General features: G+C 60.2%; 23 protein-coding genes. 3 read left to right on the plus strand and 20 right to left on the minus strand.

The features are described from left to right. Nucleotides 1-74: 74 nt before the first annotated feature. On the plus strand, nucleotides 75-1,283 hold the full coding sequence (gene tyrP / locus CLM71_RS16290; RefSeq protein WP_105231912.1) for a tyrosine transporter TyrP: 1,209 nt from the start codon (nucleotides 75-77) through the stop codon (nucleotides 1,281-1,283). Nucleotides 1,284-1,330: 47 nt separating this feature from the next. On the opposite strand, the gene CLM71_RS16295 is transcribed toward tyrP, so the two are convergent. Then, entirely contained in the window at nucleotides 1,331-1,873 is a 543-nt protein-coding gene (locus tag CLM71_RS16295; RefSeq protein ID WP_105231913.1) for a YfaZ family outer membrane protein, read from the minus strand. A 345-nt stretch (nucleotides 1,874-2,218) separates the two neighbouring features. Here CLM71_RS16295 and katA point away from each other — a divergent pair, with 345 nt between their 5' ends. Continuing rightward, the gene (gene katA / locus CLM71_RS16300) at nucleotides 2,219-3,655 is read left to right on the plus strand and encodes a catalase KatA (protein WP_105231914.1); all 1,437 of its coding nucleotides are present in this window, start codon (nucleotides 2,219-2,221) and stop codon (nucleotides 3,653-3,655) included. A 39-nt stretch (nucleotides 3,656-3,694) separates the two neighbouring features. Here the strand turns inward: katA and menE are convergent, their stop codons facing one another. The 13 genes from menE to CLM71_RS16365 all read right to left on the minus strand — a co-directional run bounded on the left by menE (nucleotide 3,695) and on the right by CLM71_RS16365 (nucleotide 17,187). Continuing rightward, a complete protein-coding gene (gene menE, locus CLM71_RS16305; RefSeq protein WP_105231915.1) occupies nucleotides 3,695-5,086 on the minus strand; it encodes an o-succinylbenzoate--CoA ligase in 1,392 nt (463 codons plus the stop codon). Further along, complete coding sequence (gene menC, locus CLM71_RS16310; protein WP_105231916.1) at nucleotides 5,074-6,057, minus strand: o-succinylbenzoate synthase; 984 nt, start codon at nucleotides 6,055-6,057, stop codon at nucleotides 5,074-5,076. Before menC ends, menE begins: the two co-directional genes overlap by 13 nt. Then, complete coding sequence (menB, locus tag CLM71_RS16315) at nucleotides 6,057-6,914, minus strand: 1,4-dihydroxy-2-naphthoyl-CoA synthase (RefSeq protein WP_105231917.1); 858 nt, start codon at nucleotides 6,912-6,914, stop codon at nucleotides 6,057-6,059. Before menB ends, menC begins: the two co-directional genes overlap by 1 nt. Before the next feature lie 11 nt (nucleotides 6,915-6,925). Beyond that, nucleotides 6,926-7,693 carry a 2-succinyl-6-hydroxy-2,4-cyclohexadiene-1-carboxylate synthase gene (gene menH / locus CLM71_RS16320; protein ID WP_105231918.1) on the minus strand — a complete coding sequence of 256 codons (768 nt, stop codon included), beginning with the start codon at nucleotides 7,691-7,693 and terminating at the stop codon, nucleotides 6,926-6,928. Beyond that, entirely contained in the window at nucleotides 7,693-9,366 is a 1,674-nt protein-coding gene (gene menD / locus CLM71_RS16325) for a 2-succinyl-5-enolpyruvyl-6-hydroxy-3-cyclohexene-1-carboxylic-acid synthase (RefSeq protein ID WP_105231919.1), read from the minus strand. The genes menH and menD overlap by 1 nt, the downstream gene beginning before the upstream one ends. A gap of 319 nt (nucleotides 9,367-9,685) precedes the next feature. Then, nucleotides 9,686-10,978, minus strand: a complete 1,293-nt coding sequence (menF, locus tag CLM71_RS16330; protein ID WP_105233447.1) for an isochorismate synthase MenF — start codon at nucleotides 10,976-10,978, stop codon at nucleotides 9,686-9,688. Between the two features lie 158 nt (nucleotides 10,979-11,136). Beyond that, the gene (gene elaB, locus CLM71_RS16335) at nucleotides 11,137-11,448 is read right to left on the minus strand and encodes a stress response protein ElaB (RefSeq protein ID WP_105233449.1); all 312 of its coding nucleotides are present in this window, start codon (nucleotides 11,446-11,448) and stop codon (nucleotides 11,137-11,139) included. Nucleotides 11,449-11,587: 139 nt separating this feature from the next. Beyond that, complete coding sequence (locus CLM71_RS16340; protein ID WP_105231920.1) at nucleotides 11,588-12,079, minus strand: DUF1097 domain-containing protein; 492 nt, start codon at nucleotides 12,077-12,079, stop codon at nucleotides 11,588-11,590. Then, entirely contained in the window at nucleotides 12,076-12,264 is a 189-nt protein-coding gene (locus CLM71_RS16345; protein ID WP_105231921.1) for a hypothetical protein, read from the minus strand. The genes CLM71_RS16340 and CLM71_RS16345 overlap by 4 nt, the downstream gene beginning before the upstream one ends. Nucleotides 12,265-12,293: 29 nt before the next feature. After that, nucleotides 12,294-13,538: an MFS transporter gene (locus tag CLM71_RS16350; RefSeq protein ID WP_105231922.1), complete on the minus strand. Its 1,245-nt coding sequence runs from the start codon at nucleotides 13,536-13,538 to the stop codon at nucleotides 12,294-12,296. A 421-nt stretch (nucleotides 13,539-13,959) separates the two neighbouring features. After that, nucleotides 13,960-14,832: a DMT family transporter gene (locus tag CLM71_RS16355; protein WP_105231923.1), complete on the minus strand. Its 873-nt coding sequence runs from the start codon at nucleotides 14,830-14,832 to the stop codon at nucleotides 13,960-13,962. Nucleotides 14,833-14,887: 55 nt separating this feature from the next. Then, nucleotides 14,888-15,316 carry a cupin domain-containing protein gene (locus CLM71_RS16360; RefSeq protein WP_234008591.1) on the minus strand — a complete coding sequence of 143 codons (429 nt, stop codon included), beginning with the start codon at nucleotides 15,314-15,316 and terminating at the stop codon, nucleotides 14,888-14,890. 47 nt (nucleotides 15,317-15,363) lie between these two features. Continuing rightward, the gene (locus tag CLM71_RS16365) at nucleotides 15,364-17,187 is read right to left on the minus strand and encodes a thiamine pyrophosphate-binding protein (RefSeq protein WP_172606269.1); all 1,824 of its coding nucleotides are present in this window, start codon (nucleotides 17,185-17,187) and stop codon (nucleotides 15,364-15,366) included. Nucleotides 17,188-17,494: 307 nt separating this feature from the next. Between CLM71_RS16365 and CLM71_RS16370 the strand changes: the two genes are divergently transcribed. After that, nucleotides 17,495-18,370 (plus strand): LysR family transcriptional regulator, encoded by an 876-nt coding sequence (locus tag CLM71_RS16370; RefSeq protein WP_105231924.1) that lies wholly within the window; start codon nucleotides 17,495-17,497, stop codon nucleotides 18,368-18,370. A gap of 59 nt (nucleotides 18,371-18,429) precedes the next feature. Here the strand turns inward: CLM71_RS16370 and nuoN are convergent, their stop codons facing one another. The 6 genes from nuoN to nuoI all read right to left on the minus strand — a co-directional run bounded on the left by nuoN (nucleotide 18,430) and on the right by nuoI (nucleotide 24,780). Beyond that, the gene (gene nuoN / locus CLM71_RS16375; RefSeq protein ID WP_105231925.1) at nucleotides 18,430-19,887 is read right to left on the minus strand and encodes an NADH-quinone oxidoreductase subunit NuoN; all 1,458 of its coding nucleotides are present in this window, start codon (nucleotides 19,885-19,887) and stop codon (nucleotides 18,430-18,432) included. 6 nt (nucleotides 19,888-19,893) lie between these two features. Next, on the minus strand, nucleotides 19,894-21,423 hold the full coding sequence (nuoM, locus tag CLM71_RS16380; protein WP_105231926.1) for an NADH-quinone oxidoreductase subunit M: 1,530 nt from the start codon (nucleotides 21,421-21,423) through the stop codon (nucleotides 19,894-19,896). Nucleotides 21,424-21,520: 97 nt separating this feature from the next. Next, entirely contained in the window at nucleotides 21,521-23,368 is a 1,848-nt protein-coding gene (nuoL, locus tag CLM71_RS16385) for an NADH-quinone oxidoreductase subunit L (RefSeq protein WP_105231927.1), read from the minus strand. Then, nucleotides 23,365-23,667, minus strand: a complete 303-nt coding sequence (gene nuoK, locus CLM71_RS16390) for an NADH-quinone oxidoreductase subunit NuoK (protein ID WP_004960562.1) — start codon at nucleotides 23,665-23,667, stop codon at nucleotides 23,365-23,367. The genes nuoL and nuoK overlap by 4 nt, the downstream gene beginning before the upstream one ends. Further along, complete coding sequence (gene nuoJ, locus CLM71_RS16395; protein WP_105231928.1) at nucleotides 23,664-24,224, minus strand: NADH-quinone oxidoreductase subunit J; 561 nt, start codon at nucleotides 24,222-24,224, stop codon at nucleotides 23,664-23,666. Before nuoJ ends, nuoK begins: the two co-directional genes overlap by 4 nt. A 13-nt stretch (nucleotides 24,225-24,237) precedes the next feature. Beyond that, entirely contained in the window at nucleotides 24,238-24,780 is a 543-nt protein-coding gene (gene nuoI / locus CLM71_RS16400) for an NADH-quinone oxidoreductase subunit NuoI (RefSeq protein ID WP_015673152.1), read from the minus strand. Nucleotides 24,781-24,785: the final 5 nt, after the last annotated feature.

Raw genomic sequence — 24,785 nt, forward strand, 5'->3', positions numbered from 1 at the left:
ACCTTCAACTATCCTGCCGCTCACGCAAATCGTTACCTATAATTTTTCCAAACTCATCAACCGCAGAGAAAAACGTGAAGAATCGCACTCTTGGCAGTGTTTTTATCGTAGCCGGCACCTCTATCGGCGCCGGAATGCTGGCCATGCCGCTGGCGGCAGCCGGCGTCGGGTTCGGCGTAACCTTGAGTTTACTGATTGGGCTGTGGTTGTTGATGTGTTACACCGCCCTGCTGCTGGTAGAGGTCTATCAGCATGAGCAGGCCGATACCGGCCTCGGCACCCTGGCAAAACGCTATCTGGGCGGCGGCGGGCAGTGGCTCACCAGTTTCAGCATGATGTTTTTGATGTACGCTCTGACCGCCGCCTATATCAGCGGCGCCGGCGAACTGCTGGCCGCCAGCATCAGCCAGTGGACTGACAGCCACATGCCCAATGCGCTGGGCGTGCTGCTGTTTACCCTGATTGCCGGCGGCGTGGTGTGTATCGGCACGCATTCGGTCGATATGTTCAATCGCCTGCTGTTCAGCGCCAAGGTGGTGTTCCTGATCGTGATGCTCGGCCTGATGCTGCCGAATATTCACCAAACCAATCTGATGACGCTGCCGCTGGAGCAAGGGCTGGCGCTGTCGGCCATTCCGGTGATTTTCACCTCTTTTGGCTTCCACGGCAGCGTGCCGAGCATCGTCAACTATATGGGCGGCAATATCCGCAGGCTGCGCTGGATTTTTATCATCGGCAGCGCGATTCCGTTGGTGGCCTACATCTTCTGGCAGCTGGCGACGCTCGGCACCATCAGCTCAGACACCTTTATCGGCATTCTGGCGCAGCAGGCGGGCTTAAACGGGCTGCTTCAGGCGATGCGCGACGTGGTGGCGTCTCCGCACGTTGAACTGACGGTGCACCTGTTCGCTGACCTGGCGCTGGCAACCTCCTTCCTCGGCGTGTCGCTCGGTCTGTTCGATTTCCTGGCCGATTTATGCAAACGCAAAGATAACATCGGGGGGCGTTTGCAGACCGGTCTGATCACTTTCCTGCCGCCGCTGGTCTTCGCGCTGTTCTACCCGCGTGGCTTCGTGCTGGCGTTGGGCTTTGCCGCCATTGCGCTGGCGGTGCTGGCGCTGCTGCTGCCTTCGCTGCTGGTCTGGAAAACCCGCCGTCAGCATCAGACTTCATACCGCGTGTGGGGGGGAACGCCCGCGCTGGCGCTGGTATTCATCTGCGGTATCGCGGTGATCGCCATTCAGTTAAGCATTGCCGGCGGCCTGTTGCCGGCGGTGGGCTAAGCGAAAATAACAACGGGGGCCGAGGCCCCCGTTATGATTGAGTCAGGTCAGAAACTCAAACCGACGCCAATATATGGCCCGTCGGCCAGCGTGTTATCACGGTGCCCGTCTTTACCTTTCATCTTCATATAGCGATAGCCGACATCCACGCTCAGCGGACGCAGGACATTCCAGCGCAGGCCGCCGTTGGCTTCGCTGTACGACTTCACGCCGCTGGTAAAGGCCTCCGGCGCGAAGTAGCCTTCGCCGTACAGGCTGAAGTAACGGTTAATCGTCCACTCCAGGCCGCCGCCCAGCGCCAGCGCCCCGCCGTCTTTGCCCTCTTTCGGGCTCAGATACAGCGCCTTGCCGCCGACGGTCGCACTCAGCGGGCCGGCAGGCAGGCTGAAGGTCAGCCCCAGGCTGCCGACGTTGCCGTCATGGTCGCTGCGCGCCCAGTTGCCGTTCAGGCCAAACCCGGCGCTGTTGCTGCCCAGGCCGACGCCCAGATTGGTGTAATGGCGCCCGGCTTGTGCAGAAACACCGATGGCGCTTGCCGTTCCGCTGACCAGCAGCAGACCTGCTGCGCATGCCACTAAACTTTTCTTCATGTGCTTTCCCTTTTTGCGTTGATCTGTTCGCCTGATATGCGATGGCTGAACGCGCCATCGTAACGCGAAATACCTATACCGAAGCGCAACAGCCTATCAGCGCAGCCTGCGTGAGAAAAACCTTTTCCAATCAAATGAATGTAAATTTTTGCCGATCGGCAGGAAAATTCTCACTGTTACCGGCAACAATAACTCAGACCTATTTGCCGCTGCGGATTAATAGGTCTACAAATAATAGTGCTTTACCGACGCGGAACGACAATCCGCTCCGCAGGTAAACACCGTGAACGCTGAGTCACCCGAGTATGCGCTATCACATTTAACTGCTATATCAAGGAGCATAGGATGAGCAAGAAAGGATTGACGACCACGGCCGGCGCGCCGGTTGTGGATAATAATAATGTCATCACCGCAGGCAAACGCGGCCCAATGCTGCTGCAGGACGTCTGGTTTCTGGAGAAACTCGCCCACTTTGACCGGGAAGTCATCCCGGAACGCCGTATGCACGCCAAAGGTTCCGGCGCTTACGGCACCTTTACCGTCACCCATGACATCAGCCAGTACACGCGCGCCAAGATCTTCTCTGAGATCGGCAAACAGACCGAGATGTTCGTGCGCTTCTCCACCGTGGCCGGCGAACGCGGCGCGGCCGATGCCGAGCGCGATATCCGCGGCTTTGCCATGAAGTTCTATACCGAGGAAGGCAACTGGGATCTGGTGGGCAACGACACGCCGGTATTTTACCTGCGCGATCCGCTGAAATTCCCCGATCTCAACCACGTGGTCAAACGCGATCCGCGCACTAACCTGCGCAACCCGGTTTACAAGTGGGACTTCTTCTCCCACCTGCCGGAGTCGCTGCACCAGTTGACCATCGACTTCAGCGACCGCGGGTTGCCGAAGTCCTATCGCCATATGCACGGTTTCGGCAGCCATACGTTCAGCCTGATCAATGCCGACAACCAGCGTTTCTGGGTGAAATTCCACTTCCGCTGCGAACAGGGCATTGAGAATTTGATGGACGATCAGGCCGAAGCGATCATCGCCAAAGATCGTGAAAGCTCACAGCGCGATCTGTTCGAGGCGATCGAGCGCGGCGACTTCCCGCGTTGGAAGCTGCAGGTGCAGATCATGCCGGAACATGAGGCGTCGCAAACGCCGTATAACCCCTTCGATCTGACCAAGGTGTGGCCGCACGCCGACTACCCGCTGCTCGACGTCGGTTTCTTCGAGCTGAACCGCAACCCGGACAACTATTTCTCCGAGGTTGAGCAGGTAGCGATGAACCCGGCCAACGTGGTGCCCGGCATCGGTTTCTCGCCGGATAAAATGCTGCAGGGCCGCCTGTTCTCTTATGGCGATGCGCACCGCTACCGCCTGGGCGTTAATCATCACCAGATCCCGGTCAATGCCGCCAAATGCCCGTTCCATAACTACCACCGCGACGGCGCCATGCGCGTGGACGGCAACAGCGGCAACGGCGCCACCTATGAGCCGAACAGCTTCGGCCTGTATCAGGAGCAGCCGGATTTCAGCGAACCGCCATTGAGCATTGAGGGTGCGGCCGACCACTGGAACCACCGCGAAGACGATGATTACTACAGCCAGCCGCGCGCGCTGTTTGAGTTGTTAAGCGCCGAAGAGCATCAGCGGATGTTCACCCGCATCGCCGGTGAGCTGTCGCAGGTGCCCGAGGCTATCCAGCGTCGTCAGGTCGACCTGTTCACCCGCGTCCATCCGGACTATGGCGCCGGCGTCGCCAAGGCGCTGGGTCTGAAATAAAAGGTAATACAACCTCAGGGGCCGTTTCTATCCGGCCCCTTATTGACTCGCCACCCGCCACTGTCGGCTGGCCCACTCCTGCACCTGCCGTCGCGCAATCTTGATGCCACCGCTTTTTAACTGCTCCGGCAAATGCCACAGCGCCACGGGCCGCTGGAAATTCGCCAGCCGATCCTGCGCCCACAGCAGCAGCGCTTCCAGCGACAGCGCGCCGTCCCCTTCAATCACCACTGCCGGACGCTGACCGAACTCGGCGTCATCCACCGGCACCACGAACACCTGCGAGATTTGCGGATGCGCCACCAACACCCGCTCCACATCCTCCGGCTGCACGCCCTCGCCGCCGCTGAAAAACAGATTATCCAGGCGCCCGATAATACGCAGCTCGCCCTGCGCCATCACGCCGCGATCGCGGCTGTGGAACCAGCCCTGCGCATCGCCAATCGGCTGCAGCCGGCCGTCGCGCCAGTATCCCAGCGCCATGCTCGCCGCGCGGATCCACACTTCTTCATCCACCAGCCTGATTTCCCGCCCTGCCAACGGCAAACCGACGCCCGGCAGCGCATCGGCACGCTTGGCGCACACCGTCGAGGCAAATTCGGTCAGGCCGTAGCCGCACCAGCAGCGGATGCCTTTGGCCTCCGCCTGCTCCGTCAGGGAGACCGGGATCATTGCGCCGCCAAGCAGCACCGCTTTCAGCGCCAGTGATGCCTGCGGCTGACTGAGCAAACGCCACAGCTGAGTCGGCACCAGCGACGCGTGGCTGCAGCCGGCCAGCGCCTGCGCCAACGGCATTCCGGCACGCACCACCAGCTGCGCCCCCGCCGCCAGCCAGCGCCAGATGATGCCCTGCCCGGAAACATGATACAGCGGCAGCGACAGCAGCCAGCTGTCGCCGGGCTGAAACGCCATCAGCTGCAGCACTCCTTCCGCGCTGGCCAGATGCCCGGCGCAGCTGTGCGCCGCGGCCTTGGGCAGACCGCTGGAGCCGGAGGTCAACGTCAGCGTCGCCAGGCGTTGGGGTTGCCAGCCGATGTCGCGCGGTTCGCCGCCGTCGGCCGCATCGGCGTCCAGCACCGGCACCCCGCTTATTCCCGCCGGCGTCCCGTCCGGCGCTACGGCGAACCGGATATCCAGCGCCGGCAGCAGCGCCTCCAGCGTCCGCGACGGCAGCGCCGGATTGAGCGTCAGCAGCCGGGCGCCGCACTGCAGCAGCGCCAGATAGGCCAGCAGCAGCGGATAATCATTCTTACCGCACAGCACCACGCCGCAGCCCGGCGTCACGCCCTGATGCTGAAAGCCCGCCGTCAGCGCATCGATCTGCTGGCGCAGCTGCCGCCAGCTTATCGCCTCCTGGCCCACCGTCAGCGCGGTGTCCGCCGGCCGCTGCCGCGCCCAGTAACGCCACGGCCAGTCGTTCAACTGCGCCATACGCACTCCAGCGCATCCGTCTCCAGCAGCGGCAGCGGGCTGCCCGGCCAGCGCCGCAGCAGTTGCGCCTGCATCAGCCCCAGCGTATCCAGCCCCGGTACGGTATCCGGCGTCAGCCAATGCGCCATCCGCGCCAGTTGGGTCAACCCCAGGCTGGACTCAATGCTGGAGCTGATCACCGCCGTCAGCCCGGCCTGATGCGCCTGCTGAATCAACGCGCGGCAGCGGTTCAGGCTGCCGGTCAGCGTCGGTTTTATCACGATGGCCGCCACGCCCGGCTCGGCCTGTACCACAAAACCCGCCTCGCGCACGCTTTCATCCCAGGCGATGGCGATGCCGCTCTCCTGCGCAAAGGCACGCGACTCTGCGCGGGTTTTGCAGGGCTCTTCAATAAACGCGATGCGCTTGCGCCACGCCGGGTTGACGTATTTGGCGAAGCCGGCGGCCCGCGACGGCGTCCAGCTGCGGTTGGCGTCCAGTCGCAGACGCAAATCCGGCAGCGCCTCCAGCAGCATATTGACCACCATGCCGTCACGTACCGCTTCATACAGCCCGACCTTCACCTTGGCGATCTTGTCGCCCGGCAGCGCCGCCAGTTCGGCAAACAGCGCATCGGGGTCGCCGGTGCACAGCGGCGCCTTGCGGTAATCGGCGTCGGCCGGCAACTGCTGCCCGCACTCCGCCAGCGCGCAGCTGACGCCGAACGCCACCGACGGCAACCCGCTCTCGGCCGGTAAATCGCCGCCCAGCCAGCCTGGCAACCAGGCCAGCAGCGCCTGCTGCGCCTGCTCCAGCGTCTCGCGGCTGAATTCCGGCAGCGGCGCGATCTCGCCCCAGCCGCTGCGTTCGCCCTGCTGCAGATGCACCAACAGCCCGTCGCGCGTTTTCAGCCGCTGGTGACGCAGCACCACGCCCGCCTCCATCGGCAGGCAATAGCGGTAAACGCCGGCACTACGCTCAGGGGCCGTCATTACGGATTACGCTTGAATTTGCTGAAGTCAGGCTGGCGCTTTTCGTTGAACGCATTACGTCCTTCCTGCCCTTCGTCGGTCATATAGAACAGCATGGTGGCATTGCCCGCCAGCTCCTGCAGACCGGCCTGGCCGTCGCAGTCGGCATTCAGCGCCGCCTTCAGACAGCGCAGCGCCATCGGGCTGTTCTGCAGCATCTCGCGGCACCAGCGCACCGTCTCTCTTTCCAGCTCGGCCAGCGGCACCACGGTATTGACCAGCCCCATATCCAGCGCCGCCTGCGCGTCATACTGACGGCACAGGAACCAGATTTCCCGCGCCTTTTTCTGGCCGACAATGCGCGCCATATAGGAAGCGCCCCAGCCACCGTCAAAGGAGCCGACTTTCGGGCCGGTCTGGCCGAATATCGCGTTGTCCGCCGCAATGGTCAGATCGCACATCATATGCAACACGTGACCGCCGCCGATCGAATAGCCCGCCACCATCGCCACCACCGGTTTCGGGCAGGTGCGGATCTGGCGCTGAAAATCGAGCACGTTCAGGTGGTGCACGCCGCTGTCGTCCTGATAGCCGCCGTAGTCGCCGCGCACCTTCTGATCGCCGCCGGAGCAGAACGCCTTGTCCCCCGCGCCGGTCAGGATAATCACGCCGATGTCGTCGTCGTAACGCGCATTGCTGAGCGCCTCAATCATCTCTTTTACCGTCTGCGGACGGAAAGCGTTGCGCACCTGCGGGCGGTTGATGGTGATTTTCGCGATGCCGTCGTGTGACTTGTGATACAGGATATCGCTGAAATCGCCGCTGCAGTCTTGCCAGTCGATGGCGGCGTACAGGTGTTCTTCATTCGGATAAAGCATGTTCGATTCCTTTAAGCAGGATTAACAAGAAAATCATTCAGCTGCGCGGCAAACGCGCGCGGATTGGCCAGATGTGCATTGTGCCCGGCCTGCGCGACGGTGCGCAGCGGCAGACCGGCCGTGCGCGTCAGCACTTGAAATTTGTCGTCGTCGGCACCGCACAACACCAGTTTCGGCAGTTGCAGCCGCCGTAACTGCGGCGCCAGCCAGGGCTGACGCCCCAGCGAGGTGGCCTCCAGCATCGCCGCCACCGCCGGAGCGTCATTGAGCGAGCGCGCTTCAATCAGCGCCTCGCGATGAGGCGCGCTCAGTTCGTGAAACACCGGTTGCCGATACCAGTCCGCCAGCACCTGCGGCAGCGGTTCGCTGCGGAAACGCGCCGCCCAGCGGGCGTCGTGCTCACAACGCTGACGGCGCAGTTCATCGCTGGTCAGCCCCGGATTGCCGCCTTCAATCACCAGCCCCTGCAAACCGGTCGTTTCGCCGTAGCAGGCGTGATACATGGCAATGCGTCCGCCCAGCGAATACCCCACCAGCCAGTAACGCTCAATCTTATGCTGCCGCAGCGTAGCGCCAATCTGGCGGCTGACCTCGGCAAAGCTATGGCAGCGCTGACCGACCGATTCGCCATGCCCCGGCAGATCGATGGCCAGCGACGGCCATTGCGCGCAGCGGGCAGCGATCACCCGCCACTCATTATTGTTGCCCAGCAGGCCATGCAGCCAAACCAGCCACGGACGCTGGCGCTCGCCCTGCTGCAGTATGCGTGCGGCCAGCATCAGCGCGCCGCCATCTGCGCCAGCAGGCGCTGCAAGGTTTCCGCCCCTGCGGCAGGCGTGACCTGCAGCTCAATCAGCGTCGCGCCGCGATGACGCCAGCCGCGCTCAACCGCCTGTTGCAGCGCTTCCCAGTCGCTAACCTGCGCATACGCCAGTTGGAACATGGCGGCGGCATGGCTAAAGTCCACCGCCTGCGGCATACAGTAAAAACGTTCTCTTTCCTCTTCCGGCGTCGGCAGCAGCGAAAAAATTTGTCCGCCGTTGTTATTCACCACCACAAGCAGCGTCGGCACCGAGCATTGACGCAGCAACGCCAGTGAGTTCAGGTCATACAGCGCGGATAAATCGCCCACCAGCGCCAGCGTGGGTTTGGCGCCGGCGCGCTGTACGCCGGCGGCGGTGGAAATCAGGCCGTCGATGCCGCTGGCGCCGCGGTTGCTGAACACCGGATAGCCGGCAGGCAACTGCGCCAGCGCGTCAACCAGCCGCACCACCAGACTGTTGCCCAAAAACAGCTGCCCGTTCTGCGGCAATAGCTCCGGCAGGCGATGCGCCAGTTGCGCTTCGCCGAAGCGGTGATAAACGTCGCCCGCCACCGTCTCGAACGCGTCGTGCGCCAATGCAGGCAACTCAACGGCCCAGGGCGTACGCGGCTGCGCCGGATGCTGCGCCAGCCAGTCACTGACCGCAGCACAAATACGTCGGCCGCGATGATGCGCCGGATCGAGCCGCCCCGGCAGAGCGTCAATCAGCCAGTACTCCTCCGGCTGACAGCTCGCCTGCCACTGCAGCAGGCGTTTTCCCGTCAGACTGCCGCCGAACTGAATCACCAGCTGCGCATTGTCCAGTACTTGGCGAGCCCGCGGCTGCGCCAGCCACAGGTCGGCGCAGGGCAGCGGCTGGCCGGTCTGCGACAGTACGTCGCCAATCAGCGGCCAGCCCAGCGTCGCCGCCCACTGCGCCAGCTGAGCGCCCTCTTCGGCGCTGATACGCCCGGCCACCACCACGCCGCGCTTTTGCCGCCAGAAGAACCAGTCCGGCTGTAGCGGCACCTGGTGCGTATCCATCTCGCGCAGCCACGGCTGATTGCCTGTCCACCAGTCTCCAAGCTCTGCAGACCAGCCGGCATAGTGCTGCTCGTCGCCGCCATACAGCGGCTCGGCAAACGGACAGTTAATATGTAGCGCGCCGTGCGACAGCCGCGCCATCGCATCGTCGACGGTAGAAACCAGCCAACTGGCGGGGATATCCGGCGTTGGCCGTGGTAAGTCAATACTGAGGGTCGGATGGGAGGCATACAGGCCGCGCTGGCGAATCGCCTGATTGGCGCCGCAGTCGATCAGCTCCGGCGGCCGGTCGGCGGTGAGAAACACCAGCCGCTCCCCCGTCAGCCCAGCTTCAATCAGCGCCGGATACAGGTTAGCGGCTGCAGTGCCGGAGGTAACGATCACCGCCACCGGCTCGCGAGCGGCCTTCGCCAGCCCAAGCGCCAGATGGCCCAGCCCGCGTTCATCAAAATGGGTATGGCAAATAAAAGCAGGATTGGCTGCCGCCGCCAGCGTCAGCGGCGTAGAGCGTGAGCCCGGGGCAATACACACATGTCGTACGCCGTGGCGGGACACCGCCTCCAACAACAACGCCGCCCAACGGCGGTTAAAGACACTTGTCGACATAGTTGGCTCACAAGTCAAAGCAATCGGCCGGGGATATAGCCATCGCTGTCTGATTCACTAAAAGTCATTAACAAGAATTATATGAGTAGTTATCCTGGCAACTCTTGCGCCAGCGCAAAAACACGCGATATCCCGGCAGCAGGAAATGCGGCCAATCCCCCCGCCGATCAATTTTAGGGATTTATAGCCGCCACACTTCAAGTTACAGCCGCGTTGACTGTACTCAGTCCCTGAATCACTTACCTGTAACAGCCCCCATCAGGCTCCCTTTCCTTGCCGCTATCCTGTCACTCGAATTATTTAGGAGAGATACGCGCAGTTAATCAGCAGCATCTGCAGCCGTTGACTCCGGCTGCAGCAGACTGCGCAGCGCCGCCGCCTTGTTGTCCAGCTCCCGCCACTCCTGCTGTGGGTCCGAACCGCTGACGATGCCGGCGCCGGCATACAGCTGCAGGCTATCGTCGTCAATCTGGCAGGAACGCAGCGCAACGCAAAACTCAGCGCGCCCGGCGGACAGATACCCGGCGCAGCCGGCGTACCAGCCGCGCGTCACCGGCTCATGGGCGGCGATAAATACCCGGGCTGCCCGGCGCGGCAGGCCTGCAACCGCCGCCGTCGGCTGCAGACGCTGCAGGCAATCCGCATCATCCGCCGCCTGCAACTGCCCGGAGATGCGTCGGCGCAGATGCTGCACCTTACGCAAACGCAGCACTTCCGGCGGCTGCACGTCCAGCGCGCTGACGCCGCCCTGCAGGCGCTGGCAAATATCATCCACTACCAGCAGGTTTTCATGCTGATTCTTCCGATCGTCCAGCAACCACTGCGCCAGCCGCTGCGCCCGAACATCATCGCCGTCATTAGCAACCGTGCCGGCCAGCGCCTCGGTCAGCAAATGTCGTCCGTCACGCAGATAGAGCCGTTCCGGGCTGGAGCCGAGGAAGGCCGAACGTGCGCTAAAGCGCAGCATAAAGTGGTAGCAGCGGTGATTAACCCGCCGGCTGGCCGCCATCAGCGCGGGGGCGGACGGCGGCTGCGTCAGCGTCAACCGGCTGTTGCGCGCCAGCACCACCTTCTCCAGCCGCCCTGCGGCGATCGCCGTCAGCGCCTGCTGCAGCATCTGCGCCCAACCGGCGGCATCGGGACGATGCTCTACCGCCTCAACCGTCGTCCGCAGCGGAGCAATCGGCGTCGCCGGCGCCAGTGTCGCCAACCAATCAGCCGTTGCTGATGCGTTTTCCGTAAACAGGTTAAGCGTCAAACTCGTGCAATTATCACGTCTCAGCCACGCCAGCCGTGGTAAAAACAGGTAGGACGGGCCGTCAAATGCCGTTAACCCCCAGACGCGCGCCGCAGGGTTCGCCGCAATAAACGCCTGCGCGGCGGCCACATCACTGAACTGCCGCAGCGCGCCGCACACCGCCGCCTCTTCCTGCTCATCCCGATGGCGCCAGTAAAACTGCGGGAAAGTGGATTGCGCCGCCAACCATGCCAGCAAATCGTCGCTGAGCGCGTCGCTCACGGGGAGGGAAATCTGCCGGAAGCCAGCGGCGTCCGAGGAAGGCTGCGCCAGCCGCTGGCGCAACTGCTGCAACAATGCTGAGATATGTTCCACCGCCACCTCATTAACCAAACGAAATGTGGGGGATTATACGGTAAAACCGCCAGAGAGTCGGAAAAATAAAGCCCCGCGGCCAAAGGTGAGACAGAAGCGGCGGCGGGAAAAGTGAAATGGCAGGCGGCCGCATTGCGGCCGCCTATCAGCACAATGGTTTACTTCCGGGCCAGCAATAGCCCGAAGACGAGACCAATCGTCGCGCCGATGCCCACGCTATGCCAGGGATTATCACGCACATAATCGTCGGTGCGATGCACCGCCTCTTTGGCGCGCGCATAATATCCCTCGGAAGCGCCGCTCAAGCGAGACTTTACTTCTTTCAGCGCCTGCTCCGCATGGCTCTTAATATCCACATAAGCCTGATCGGCGCGGTCGCCCGAATAGTCCAATACTTCCTGCAGGGTATCGCTGAGCATGCGCAGATCGTCATCAAGGGTGGTACGACTTTCGTCCGTATATCTTGTCATTTCACCGTTCTCCATTGTTGTCGCCGCCGGATTTCAGCGCCGTGCCGAAATCCGTACGGCATAGCGGTTCGCCGTCTCTACACTATAGACAACAATTCCCGGCGCTTGCCAGATGTTAACGGCTGACGCGTGCTCTTCTTCAGGCGTCTCCCGTCGCCGAGGTCGAGCGTAACGCCGCCCGCCGCCCACGCGCCGCCAACCACAGGCCGCTGTTTTTCATCGCAAAGCCGAACAATAGCCCCACCAGCAGCGACAGCGTCACCAGACGCCACTCGCCGCCACCGGCGAAGGTGGCGCAGGCGCCGATAAAGGTCCCCGGCACAAAATTGAGCCACTGCTGCCAGGCCTGGATACACATCAGAAACGCCACCACGCCGGTCAACACATAGCCGAGCAGGCTCCAGGCCGGCTCAAGCGCGCTGCCGTGAATAATCAGCATCGCCCAGAAAACGCCGCTGCAGCAGGTCAGCGTGCTGACTAACAATCCCTTTACGCCGCCCTGCGGACAGGCGAAATAGGCCGTGCAGCCCAAAAAGCCCGCCCAGCTAATCAACCCGAGACTGACCGCAACCCAGCCCCAGATGCCAGAAAGAATGCCGGTGGTAACGGCAATGGCAACAAGTACATTCATAATACCGACCCTGGTAAAAAAGAAGCGTGCAGTTTACCGAAAAGCACCCGGCTGTATATGATCGCGATCAGCAAACGCATGTAATAAGCGGCGGATGGCAAGGCACGCAGCGGCAGGAAAAAGGCAAAAAAAAACCAGCGTGCAAGCACGCTGGAAATGACACACAACAACACCAGGGAAATCATCGGTCGTACAGTATGCGGTTAACGCACGTTTAGCGCGGGAACCCCGCTCGCGTCACCAGCAGTCCCAAAACGAGACATACCACTGCACTGACCATAAACAGTAAGTTGACCGCCAGCTGCAGGCTGGCATGGTCGATAACTACCCCCAACAGGATAGGCACCCAGTTGGCGATATAAGCAATCACATAAAACAGCGAAATCAGTCGCGCATGGCTGGATTTTGGTGAAATCAGATTCACCAGCGTCGCGCTGCCGACAAAAATCGCACCATAAGCATAGCCGGCAATTACCATTCCGGCAGCGGCCAGACCCAGCGAGTGGATCTGAATCGCTTCGGCAAACACCACCACCGACAGCGCCTGCGCCAGACAGCCAAACATCAGCGAGTGGCGAGCGTTAATCCGGCGGCTCAGAATCTGGCTGATGCCGGCAATCACCAGATAGACCGCAATCACATAGCCATACATACCGCGGCTGTGCATATTCAGCAGTTTTTCCGCTACGTTCGGACCAATCGCCAGAATACTGGCGGCCACCGCCCAGCAGGTAAACAGCGCGCCGGCGCAGAGATAAAACTTGATGCCGGTGGCCCGCAGGCCGTCAGCCAGCGAACTCTTTGCCGGCGTCGCCGCGCTGGCCGATGCATCACCCGCCGGCGCAACCGCCGCCTCACCCGGCCACTTCAGCATCACGCCCAGAGCCGCCACCGCCGCGACCGCCATAATAATGATAAACGGCAGTGACGTGGTGTAAAACCCTGTCTGCAACGCCAGACCGCTAAAAATCGGCCCCAGCGCCAGGCCGGTGGTAAAGGACAGCGTAGCAATCAGCGCCGCCACCTTACCGCCGTCTTTAGGCCCGAAGCGCACCAGCGCAATGTTCGCTGCACCGGTTAAAGCCCCGGTGCCGATGCCGGCCAGCAGGCGCGCCATAAACATCATCACAAACGAATCCGCCATGGCGAACAGCAGCGCGCCGGCTAATACCACCAGCAGGGCCGGCACAATCATACTGCGCAGATCGCGCACTTTGCCGGCCATGTTGCCCACGCCGAACAGCGAAATCAGCACGCCGCCGGCATAAGCACCATAAATAATCGTCAGACTGACTGACGTTAAGCCCAACTCATGTTGATAAAGCGGATACAGCGGCGTCGGCGCACTGCTATTCAATAAAGCCGACATTAACGCCAGCGCCAAAAATAGCAAAATAGCAAAGTGCGACGCACCCGAATTCACTTTAGCGGCTTCTTCTACGGCCACTCCGTCAGACATCTCATTCTCCTGAAACTCTCGGCGCAAGGCCGTAATAAACACACCCTCCTGAAAACAAAAACGTATCAGGAAACGCGTTTATCATACCGTTCAGGAATAACCGTCAAAATAGCCAAGAATGCATCAGAGTGATTCAATTATGCATACCGCCCTTTAAGGGCATATACCATCAAACGCTATCGGGCGGATACTTTATAAGTATCTATTATTACTGTTACTCACTCAGAAACCTAGCCCGCCGATGGATAAATTATGCATAAGGATATAAGAGAAAGGACTAAGCGATAAATAAAATTTCCCGTTATTTATCAGCAATAAATCTAAAAATAAGTGAAAAAAGAAAAAGTGAAATTATAAAAAATAAAATGGCGCGCGAATAACCCGCAGCGCCATATTAGAGATCGGAGAAATTATCAGCGATCTACCCCCTGCCCGCCGCGGCCGGCTGGCGTGCCTTCGCCGGCGTGCGCCGCAGAATCGCCAGACCGCCGGAAAGAATAATCAGCGCCATGCCTACGGCGGCAATATACGACTGTTTCTCATCAAAGATTAGATAGCCGAGCAGCGTAGAGAAGATAATCGTGCTGTAAGAAAGAATGCTGACAATCACCGGGTTGCCGCTGCCGTAGGCGCGCGTCATGGTAATTTGCCCCAGGCTGCCGAAAACGCCAATTGCGCAGACATTCAGTAAGGTAATGGCATCCAACGCGGCAAAACCGATGGCGCCGGCCATCACCAGCCCCACCAGCGTGCCGACCAGAGAAAAATAGAACACCACCCGCAGTTCCGGCTCGCCGGTGCGCACCAGTTTGCCCACGTTAAAATAGGCCAGCGCGGTCAGCAGGCCGGACAACAGGCCGATCAGCGTCGCCGCATACTCGCCGTGCGGCATATCCGGCCGCAACAGCACCAAAATACCGACAAAGCCCAGCAGGACCGAAAACAGCAGTTTGCCGGTCAGTTGGCCTTTGGCGGTGACAAAAGTAATCACCGATTGAAAAATCGGGTTGGTGTAACCCAGCGTCGTGGCGGTGGCGATCGGTAAATGAATCAGGGAATAGAAACCGCAGTACATCGCCGCATTGCCAATCGCCGCACGCTTCATATGCAGCCCCAGATGCCGGGTGCGGAAGCCGAGATTCTTGATCTTTATCAGCGCCGCGACAATCAGCACATTGATGAACGAGCGATAAAAGATAATGTCAAAAAAACCGACCTTCGCCGACGCCAGTTTTATGCTGGCGCCCATCAGCGCAAAAAACACGCTGGCCACCAACATCCATAACGCAACCATAACTTCCTCATTAATAGCGGTTCGGACAGATCGCCGGCTTATACGCCGGGATGGATTATTTAGCTTCGGCGACGGTCAGCGGGCGGTTATCCGAACAGGCAAAAAACACCAGCATCTCCGCCCCCTGCGCGCCGGCCTGGCCCTGATGCACAATATCTACCGTATCGGTAAACGAATCCCCCTGGCGGAAAGTTCTCTTCTCGCCGGTTTTCGCCACCGTCAGCGAAATGCTGCCCGCGGTCATATGCACCGCGCTGATGCAGGGATGCGTATGCCAGGCCAGCACCCGATTCGGCTCAACGGTCACCTTCAGGATAGTGATCTGCGGCGCGCCGGCCGGATAGTGGCCGTAAGGCGTCCCTTCCCATGATTTTTCGGTTTTCAGCAACGTTTCTTTATTAATGCCTTCACCGTGGGTCTCTTCCGCCAACGCATTCGTACAGGCCACCATCATGGCGGCAATTACGCCAGATCGATACATCATTGTCATCACCCCGCAATCTTATAAAAAAACAGCGTGAACACTCCCGGTTATTGTTCCCGGATACGCTGCTCATATTCAGCAACGCTCTCGGCATAATAACGATTGGGCGCCCGATGGTTTCCTACCATCATTTCAATCAGATATGGTCCGTCATGTGCGGCGGCGGCAGCCAGTGCATCATCCAGCTCGGCCAGCGTGGCGGCCTTGGCGGCGGCCACGCCCAGACTGCCGGCAAACGCCCGCCAGTCGTGCGACGGCAGCGCGGTGTATGCTTCTCCCACGCCGCTCTGCTGTAACGTGTCGATATGCATCGCGCCGTGTGCGCAGTTATTCATCACCACAAAGGTCATTTTCAGGCGGTAGCGGGCGGCGGTCTGAATTTCCATCCCGTGCATCAGCATACAGCCGTCGCCGGTCACCACCAGGCAGTCGCGCTGCGGAGCCGCCAGCTTGATGCCGATTCCGGCGCAAATCGCCCAGCCCATCGGTGCCAAGGCGCTGGAAGTGTGATAATCGCCCACGCCGCTGCTCTGCCAATGGTGCGCCATAAAAACACGGTGCGCGCCGGAGTCCACCACCACATTAGCGTCCGCAGCGGTGCGGCGGCGTAAATGCTCAATCACTTCGCCGGGGTACAGGTGTTTTTCCTCCGCCATCATGCGCGCAGTCCGGTCCGGCTGACGCTGTTCAAGCGGCAGTTGGCCGACGTATTCCATCCACTGATTACGCAGCTTATTGACGCAGGCAAGATGCGGGTCATCAGCGTCAACCGCCGTCAGCAGGTACTGGAGAGAAGCGCTCAGGCTGGAGAAAATCTGCACGTCCGGCTGATAGTGCGAGCTGACTTGATCGAAATCTTCATCAATCACCACCAACGTCTTGGTGCCGTGCAATTTCGGGTGCCAGTTCAGGCTGTCACGCTGATTGAGATCGCACCCCAGCACCAGCAGCACATCGACTTCGTCGCCGTTGATGGTCTCCACCGCCCGGGTATGGCCGGCAAAGCCGTACAGGCCCAGCGCCAGCGGATGTCCTTCCGGAAATGCGCCCTTCCCTGCGAGCGTGGTGGCGACCGGCAGATGGTATTTTTCCGCCACCTGCCGCAGGAGTTCGGCGTCCTGCGGGTTATTCACCCGATTGCCGGCCAGACAGGCGATATTCAGGCCGCGCAGCAGATAATTATCCAGCACCGCCTCCAGCGCCGGCAGGTCAATCGCCGTTTCACGGCGCTGCGACGTGCGCGATGCCGGCGGCTCAACCGCCGGACGCTTTTGCATATCGACCGGCACGCTCAGATAGGTACGCCCTTTCCGCTGGCCGTTCAGGCATGACAGGCTGCGGCGCAGCTCATGCTGCAGCGTATGCGGCTGTTTCACCTCGATGGCGTTGCTCAGCAGCGGTTTGACAATGGTCAGCTCATCGATGCCGCTGTTGCTGCCGTCCTGGAACGCGCCCTGCGCTTCATGATAGGTGGCGATGCCGCCGGCCAGATACATCACCGGGATCTTATCCGCCTGCGCCGCCGCCATTGCCGGCAGGAAATTCATGGTGCCCGGCCCGGAGATGCCAAGGCAGACGCCGAAGTTGCCGCTGGCGCGCGCATAACCGTCGGCCATAAAACCGCAGGCGGTTTCATGAGCAGCGACAATCCCGGCGATCGCGGATTCGTCAATGGACTTAATCAATGGATAAATCAGTTTGCCCGGCACCAAAAAGATATGCTGAATGCCGCGCTCGGCGAGCGCCTGGATAATAACATCGGCGTTATTACTTTGTACCGCTGATTTAGCGGCGGCCGGGAAGCCTCCTGCGATTGCGTCCGCGTTAGCCAATGCTGCGGGAGCGCACGTATTTCCTGCGTGAGACGCCATGTTTAATGTCCAGTCACAATAGAGAATCGAGCGAATCCCATCAGGCATCGCCGCCTATCGAGACTGGCTCCAATGAGTCGCTAACGATGAAATGTGCGGCAGATCACGCCAGCTCATCCGTTAGCATAAAGTTCGGCAGGTAAAAATAAAGATGCAAAATTGCTTCACAATGATGCATTTTTTTATACCATAAAACATAATAGATAATTATGATACGGCTGCCTCATTTTTAGCGCAACCCCCATTGCACCACGGATAAGCCAATACAACCCCAGTGGTATCCCGCCGCTCTCAGAGAAGGAAGTCGTTGATGAATTGGGATGATGCCCGCTTTTTCCTCGCCGTAGCCCGCTGCGGCACTTTACGTAAGGCCGCAAATGAGCTACACGTCGACCAGGCCACCGTCGGGCGACGCATTTCCGCCTTTGAGGAATCCCTGGGTTCCAAATTATTTATCCGCACGCCCAAAGCATTCTCCCTCAGCCCGCTGGGCGAGGAGATGCTGGCGGATGTGATGAATATGGAGAACGCGGTACAGGCCATCGCCCGCAAGGCGACCAGCGGCGATGAAAGCCTGTGCGGCAATGTGCGCATAGCCACCACCGACACCCTGGCCGAAGCCTTCGTTATCCCGGCGCTGCAAAGGCTGCGCGAGCAGCACCCGCAGATCACCGTGACGCTGCTGACCGCGGTGAATATCTCTGATATTTCCTATCGCGGCGCCGATCTGGCGATCCGCGGCGCGCGCCCGGAGTCCGATGAACTGATTATCAAACGGCTGGCGACCATTGAGATGGGGCTGTACGCAACGCGGCACTATCTGGACGTTCACGGTATGCCGGTCAAGGGCGAACATCTGCGCGGCCATAATCTGCTGATGTTTCCGCGTGAACTGGTGCCGCGTCACTGGAGCAGCTTCTGCGGTGAAACGCTGATCGACCCCAACGTGGTGCTGCAGTGCAACTCGCAGCTGCTGTTGCGCTCAGCCACCCGCAACGGCCTCGGCATCGGCCTGCTCTCCTCATTCCTGGCGGATAACGATCCTGAACTGGTGCGGATACTGCCGGAAAATCAGGACTGGGTGGATATCTGGCTGGTGCTGCATCCCGATCTGCAGCGCGCCGCGCGGGTACGCGCGGTGGTACAGGCGCTGGAAACCTCCTTTCAAAACTATCCACAGTAATTGCCTGCGGGCATAAAAAAAGGTCGCCGCGGCGACCTTTTTACGTTTACAACGCGCTATCAGAACAGCGGCTGCGCCATCTGCACCAGCGTAATCAGCGGTTGCGGATAGATACCCAGTACCAGTACCAGCGCTGCGGAGATCAGCACCACCACCCCGCCGGCGGTCAGCGCCCAGTTACGCGGCGTATCGCGCGACAGCGTTTCCGGCGCGTTGAGATACAGGCTGACGGTCACACGCAGATAGTAGTACAGGCCAATGGCGCTGCCCACCACTACCGCGCCGGTCAGCCACCACAGGTGTGCGCTGACGCCCATCGCGATAACGAAGAACTTACCGATAAAGCCCAGCGTCATCGGGATACCGGCCAGCGACAGCATCATCACCGTCATTACCGCCGACAGAATCGGTTTATGCCAGAACAGGCCGCGGTAGGAGAACAGTGAATCGGCATCCGGCCCGCTGTACGGGCTGGACATCAGGCTGACCACGCCGAAGGCGCCCAGGCTGCTGAACAGATAACCGGCCATATAAACGCCGACGGTCTCCAGCGACAGCTGATGGGTCTGCACCGCAATCAGCGCCACCAGCAGATAGCCCAGATGAGCGATGGAGGAGTAGCCCAGCAGACGCTTGATATTGGTCTGGCTGATCGCCATCAGGTTACCGAACAGGATGGAGCAGAAGGCGATAATCGCCAGCACCGTGCGCAGCGCCTCGCTGTCGGCCGCCGGCGCGTACAGGAACAGACGCATCACCACCGCGAAGATGGCGATTTTGCTGGCGGTGGCCAGGAAGGTGGAAACCGGCGCAGGCGCCCCCTGATACACATCCGGCGTCCACAGCTGGAACGGCACCAGCGACAGCTTGAAGCCCAGACCGACGATCATCATGCCCATCCCCGCCAGAACCAGCGGCTGGTGCATCATGTTTTCACCGAGGCTCTTACCGAGACCGGACAGCGCCAGCGTGCCGGATTCCGCGTACAGCAGCGCCATGCCGAACAGCAGGAAGCTGGAGGCGGCGGCGGACAGCAGCATGTACTTGATGGCGGCTTCCAGCGGACGCTTCTGGCGATAGGCGTAGCCCACCAGGCCAAACAGCGGCAGCGAGATCAGCTCAATCCCCAGGAACAGCGAGGCCAGGTGATTGGCGCTCGCCAGCAGAATGCCGCCCAGCGCGGCAATCAGCACCAGCAGATAGAACTCTTCGCGGTTGTCCGGGTAGCCGACCAGCCATGGATAGGCAAAAGTGCAGGTGGCCAGACTCGCCAGCAGCACCAGCCCGGTGTAGAACATGGAGTAACCGTCAACCCGCAGCAGCGGGGTAACGTCCATCGGGCCAGCCTGGCCGACAAAGTACAGCGAAAGCAGCGCCAGGTTAAGACCGATCACGGTCAGGGTCGCGTTGATAAAGTGGTCGCGTCGCCACGCAATGCCTAGCATCACAACCACCACCGTCAATCCGACGATCAACAGCGGCAACAGTGCGATCAGTTGTTGAGGAGTTATTGTCATGGCGAATTACGGCCTTGTTGTTGAAATTGCAGAAACTGACGAACCAAACCAGTGTTGCACGTTGCTCATTGCGGCAGCAGAGGTATCCAGAATCGGCTGCGGGTAAACCCCCAGCAGCACCAGCAGAACCACCAGCAGCAGAATGATGAACAGTTCGCGTGCGGTCATGCCCGGCAGCGGCTGGTCAGACTTTGGCGTGCCGTAGTAGGCGCGCTGCATCATGATCAGCGAGTAAACCGAAGCAAACACCAGACCGAAGGTAGAAATCACGGTGATCACCGGTACGACCTGGAAGCTGCCGAACAGGATCATAAATTCACCGACGAAGTTACCGGTGCCCGGCATCCCCAGCGTAGCAACCGCGAAGAACAGCGACAGCGCGGGAATATATTTGATACGTCCCCACAGGCCGCCCATCTGGCGCATATCACGGGTATGCAGACGCTCGTACAGCTGACCGCAGATGATGAACATACCGGCCGCAGACAGGCCGTGCGCAATCATCTGAATCACCGCGCCCTGGTAAGCCAGCTGGCTGCCGGTGTAGATGGCAATCAGTACAAAGCCCATGTGAGACACCGAGGTGTACGCGATCAGGCGCTTGATATCGGTCTGCGCGAACGCCATCCAGGCGCCGTAGAAGATGCCGATAACGCCCAGCCACATGGCGATTGGCGCAAACTCGGCGGACGTTTCCGGGAACAGAGGCAGACTGAAACGCAGCAGGCCGTAGGCCGCGGTTTTCAGCAGGATGCCCGCCAGGTCAACGGAACCGGCGGTCGGCGCCTGGCTGTGCGCATCCGGCAGCCAGCCGTGCAGCGGCACCACCGGCATTTTCACCGCGAAAGCGATGAAGAAGCCCAGCATCAGCAGGTATTCCACGTTGTGCGACATCGGCGTTTTCAGCAGATCTTCATAGTTGAAGGTCCAGACGCCGGTAGCGTTGTAGTGCACGAAGACCAGGCCCAGAATCGCAATCAGCATCACCAGACCGCTGGCCTGGGTATAGATGAAGAACTTGGTGGCCGCGGTGATACGGGTTTTACCGTCAGACGCCTTGTGGCCCCACAGCGCGATCAGGAAGTACATCGGCACCAACATCATTTCCCAGAAGAAGAAGAACAGGAACATGTCGATAGCGAGGAACACGCCGATAACGCCGCCCAGGATCCACAGCAGGTTCAGGTGGAAGAACCCCTGATACTTCTGAATCTCACGCCAGGAGCAGAGAATCGCCAGCACGCCCAGCAGGCCGGTCAGCACCACCATCAGCAGCGACAGACCGTCCAGCGCCAGGTGGAAACTGATGCCGAAGCGCGGGATCCACGAGCGCAGGTACACTTCCTGCCACTGCGGAATGCCCTGCGGCGTGGTCAAGGTATAGCCGCCCTGCAGCCACAGTTGCAGCGAGAGCGCCAGTGTCAGCCCCATTGTAATCAACGCGATCCAGCGCGGCACCTTGGTGCCGAAACGCTCGAACTGCCAGCTCAGCAGGCCGCCGATAAAGGGGATAAGAATTAGCCAAGGTAATAGCATGGCGTTTTGTGTCCCTAATATGAATAATCTAAAACATGTATCTGGCCCTTGCTTATCAAGGGCCGAACCCAAAATTGCGTCTGCTTAAATTATTCAGTTAAACCAAAATCAACAGCGCCAATACGACCACTGCACCCACACCCATAGACGCGATATACCAGCGCACCTGTCCGTTTTCACTGACCGTCAGACCGCGGTTGCCCCAGCGGGAGAACACCGCCGGAATGTTCATCAGGCTGTTCAGCGGATCGCTTTGCAGCAGACGCGCGACGCCCAGATAAGGTTTGACGAACACTTTGTCATACAGCCAGTCGAAGCCCCAGGCGTGGAACCACCAGGTCGAGAAGAAGCGGCCCGGCGCGCTGGCGGCCACGCTGCTGACCAGGCGACGTTTGCCCAGCCACAGCGCCGCAGCCAGCAGAATGCCGATAACCGCGACCACCCCGGAGGTGATTTCAAGCTGCAGCACGCTGCCGTGCGCCAGTTCGGTGGTTGCCGGCAGTACGCCCTGCAGCGGCGGAACAATCATCGCGCCGACGAAGGTGGACAGCACCAGCAGAACCAGCAGCGGCAGATGGTGAGTAATGCCCTTGCCTGCATGCGCTTTAATCTGCTCTTTACCGTGGAACACGATGAAGATCATGCGGAAGGTATACAGTGAGGTCATAAACGCGCCGACCAGACCGGCAATCATCAGGTTGATATGACCGTTGGCCATCGCCCCCGCCAGGATCTCATCCTTACTGAAGAAGCCGGCGGTCAGCAGCGGCAGCGCCGACAGCGCCGCGCCGCCCACCAGGAAGCAGACGTACACCAGCGGAATGCTCTTACGCAGGCCGCCCATCTTGAAGATGTTCTGCTCATGGTGGCAGGCCAGGATCACCGAACCGGACGACAGGAACAGCAGCGCCTTGAAGAACGCGTGGGTCATCAGGTGGAAGATCGCCGCGTCCCAGGCCTGTACGCCCAGCGCCAGGAACATATAGCCGATCTGGCTCATGGTGGAGTAGGCCAGCACACGTTTGATGTCGGTCTGCACCAGCGCGGCGAAACCGGCCAGCAGCAGGGTCACCGCCCCGACGATGCCCACCAGGTTCAGCACTTCCGGCGCCATCAGGAACAGGCCGTGAGTACGGGCGATCAGATACACGCCCGCGGTCACCATGGTGGCGGCGTGGATCAGCGCCGATACCGGCGTCGGGCCGGCCATCGCGTCCGCCAGCCAGGTCTGCAGCGGCAGCTGCGCTGACTTACCGACCGCACCGCCCAGCAGCATCAGGGTCGCCCAGGTAATCGCGGTGTCGCCCATCGCCAGTTTCTGCGGCGCCAGCACCATCAGCTCGCGGAAGTTCAGCGTACCCAGCTCGTGGTACAGAATAAACAGCGCAAAGGCCAGGAACACGTCACCCACGCGGGTGACGATAAAGGCTTTCATCGCCGCCGCGCCGTTGGCCGGATCTTTATAGTAGAAACCGATCAACAGGTAGCTGCACAGGCCCACGCCTTCCCAACCCAGGTACATCAGCAGCAGGTTATCCGCCAGTACCAGAACCACCATGCTGGCGATAAACAGGTTGGTGTAGGCGAAGAAGCGCGAGTAGCCCTCTTCGCCACGCATGTACCAGGACGCGAACATGTGGATGAAGAAACCAACGCCGGTCACCACCGACAGCATGGTCAGCGACAGGCCGTCCAACACCAGCGTTACGCCGATATTGAAGTTGCCGACCGTCATCCAGTTCCACAGGTTTTGCTCAAACAGCTCTACGCCGGCGGCTTTCTGGCTGAAGAAATCCATCGCCGCGTAAAGGGTGACCACCGCCGCCAGGCCGATTGAGCCGACGCCGACGGTCGCCGCCGTATTTTCAGACCAGCGGCCGCGTGAAAACGCCAGCAGCAGGAACCCGATCAGCGGCAGCAGAATAGTTAAATATAATAGGTTCATCCGCGCATCTCACTGACAGTATCAATATTCAGGGTATGACGACGACGGTAGAGCTGGAGCAACAGCGCCAGGCCGATACTGGCCTCCGCTGCCGCCAGACTGATGGCCAGGATATACATCACCTGTCCGTCCGCCTGACCCCAGTAGCTTCCCGCCACGATAAACGCCAACGCCGCGGCGTTGATCATCACTTCCAGACTGATCAGCATAAACAGCAGGTTACGGCGGATCAGCAACCCGGTCAGCCCGAGTACGAACAGAATCGCCGCCAGAATCAGCCCATGTTGAAGAGGGATCATGCTTGCTCCTCCGATTTTCTTTTCGCCATTTCGCTGCTTGCCGGGGCGTTGCTCAGCACTTCGCCCGGCTTGTGCTCACGGCCAATATGGAAGGCAACCACCAGGCCGGCCAACAGCAGCATTGAGGCCAGCTCAACCGCCAGTACGTAAGGGCCGAACAGGCTGATACCGACCGCCTTGGCGTCGACCATCTCGCCGCTGATGCCCTGGTCGGAGACGCTGCGAATGGCGATAACCAGCACCACCAGCAACACCAGCGACATCAGGCCGGGGCCAATCCACACCGACGGCTTCAGCCATTCGCGTTCCTGCTGCTGCACCGCATTGCCGAGGTTCAGCATCATCACCACGAAGACGAACAGCACCATGATGGCGCCGGCGTAGACGATGATTTCCAGCGCGGCGGCAAAATAGGCGCCCAGTGAGAAAAAGACTGCCGAGATCGCCAACAGTGAGACGATTAAATACAGCAGCGCATGCACAGGATTGGTATGCGAAATCACGCGAAGCGTCGCGAGAATCGCAATCAAACCTGCCAGATAAAATGCAATTTCCATGCTTGCTGGCTCCTTACGGCAACAGGCTTTTCACGTCGATCGGCTTGGCTTCGTTTTCGGCTTCGCCTTTCGCTTTGCCGTCGATCGCCATACCGGCCATCCGGTAGAAGTTATATTCCGGATATTTACCCGGGCCCGAGATCAACAGATCTTCTTTCTCATACACCAGATCCTGGCGCTTGAATTCGCCCAGTTCGAAATCCGGCGTCAGCTGGATTGCGGTGGTCGGGCAGGCCTCTTCACACAGGCCGCAGAAAATGCAGCGCGAGAAGTTGATGCGGAAGAACTCCGGATACCAGCGGCCATCTTTCTGTTCTGCCTTTTGCAGCGAAATACAGCCGACCGGGCAGGCAACCGCACACAGGTTACAGGCGACGCAGCGCTCTTCGCCGTCCGGATCGCGCGTCAGCACGATGCGGCCACGGTAGCGCGGCGGCAGGTAAACCTCTTCTTCCGGATACATCCGGGTTTCGCGTTTGGCGAAGGCGTGCATGCCAATCATCCAAATACTGCGTACCTGGGTGCCGAAACCAACCACTAACTCTTTCAATGTCATGGTTT

This window comes from Serratia sp. MYb239, from assembly GCF_002966855.1.
GTDB classification, from domain to species: domain Bacteria; phylum Pseudomonadota; class Gammaproteobacteria; order Enterobacterales; family Enterobacteriaceae; genus Serratia_B; species Serratia_B rhizosphaerae.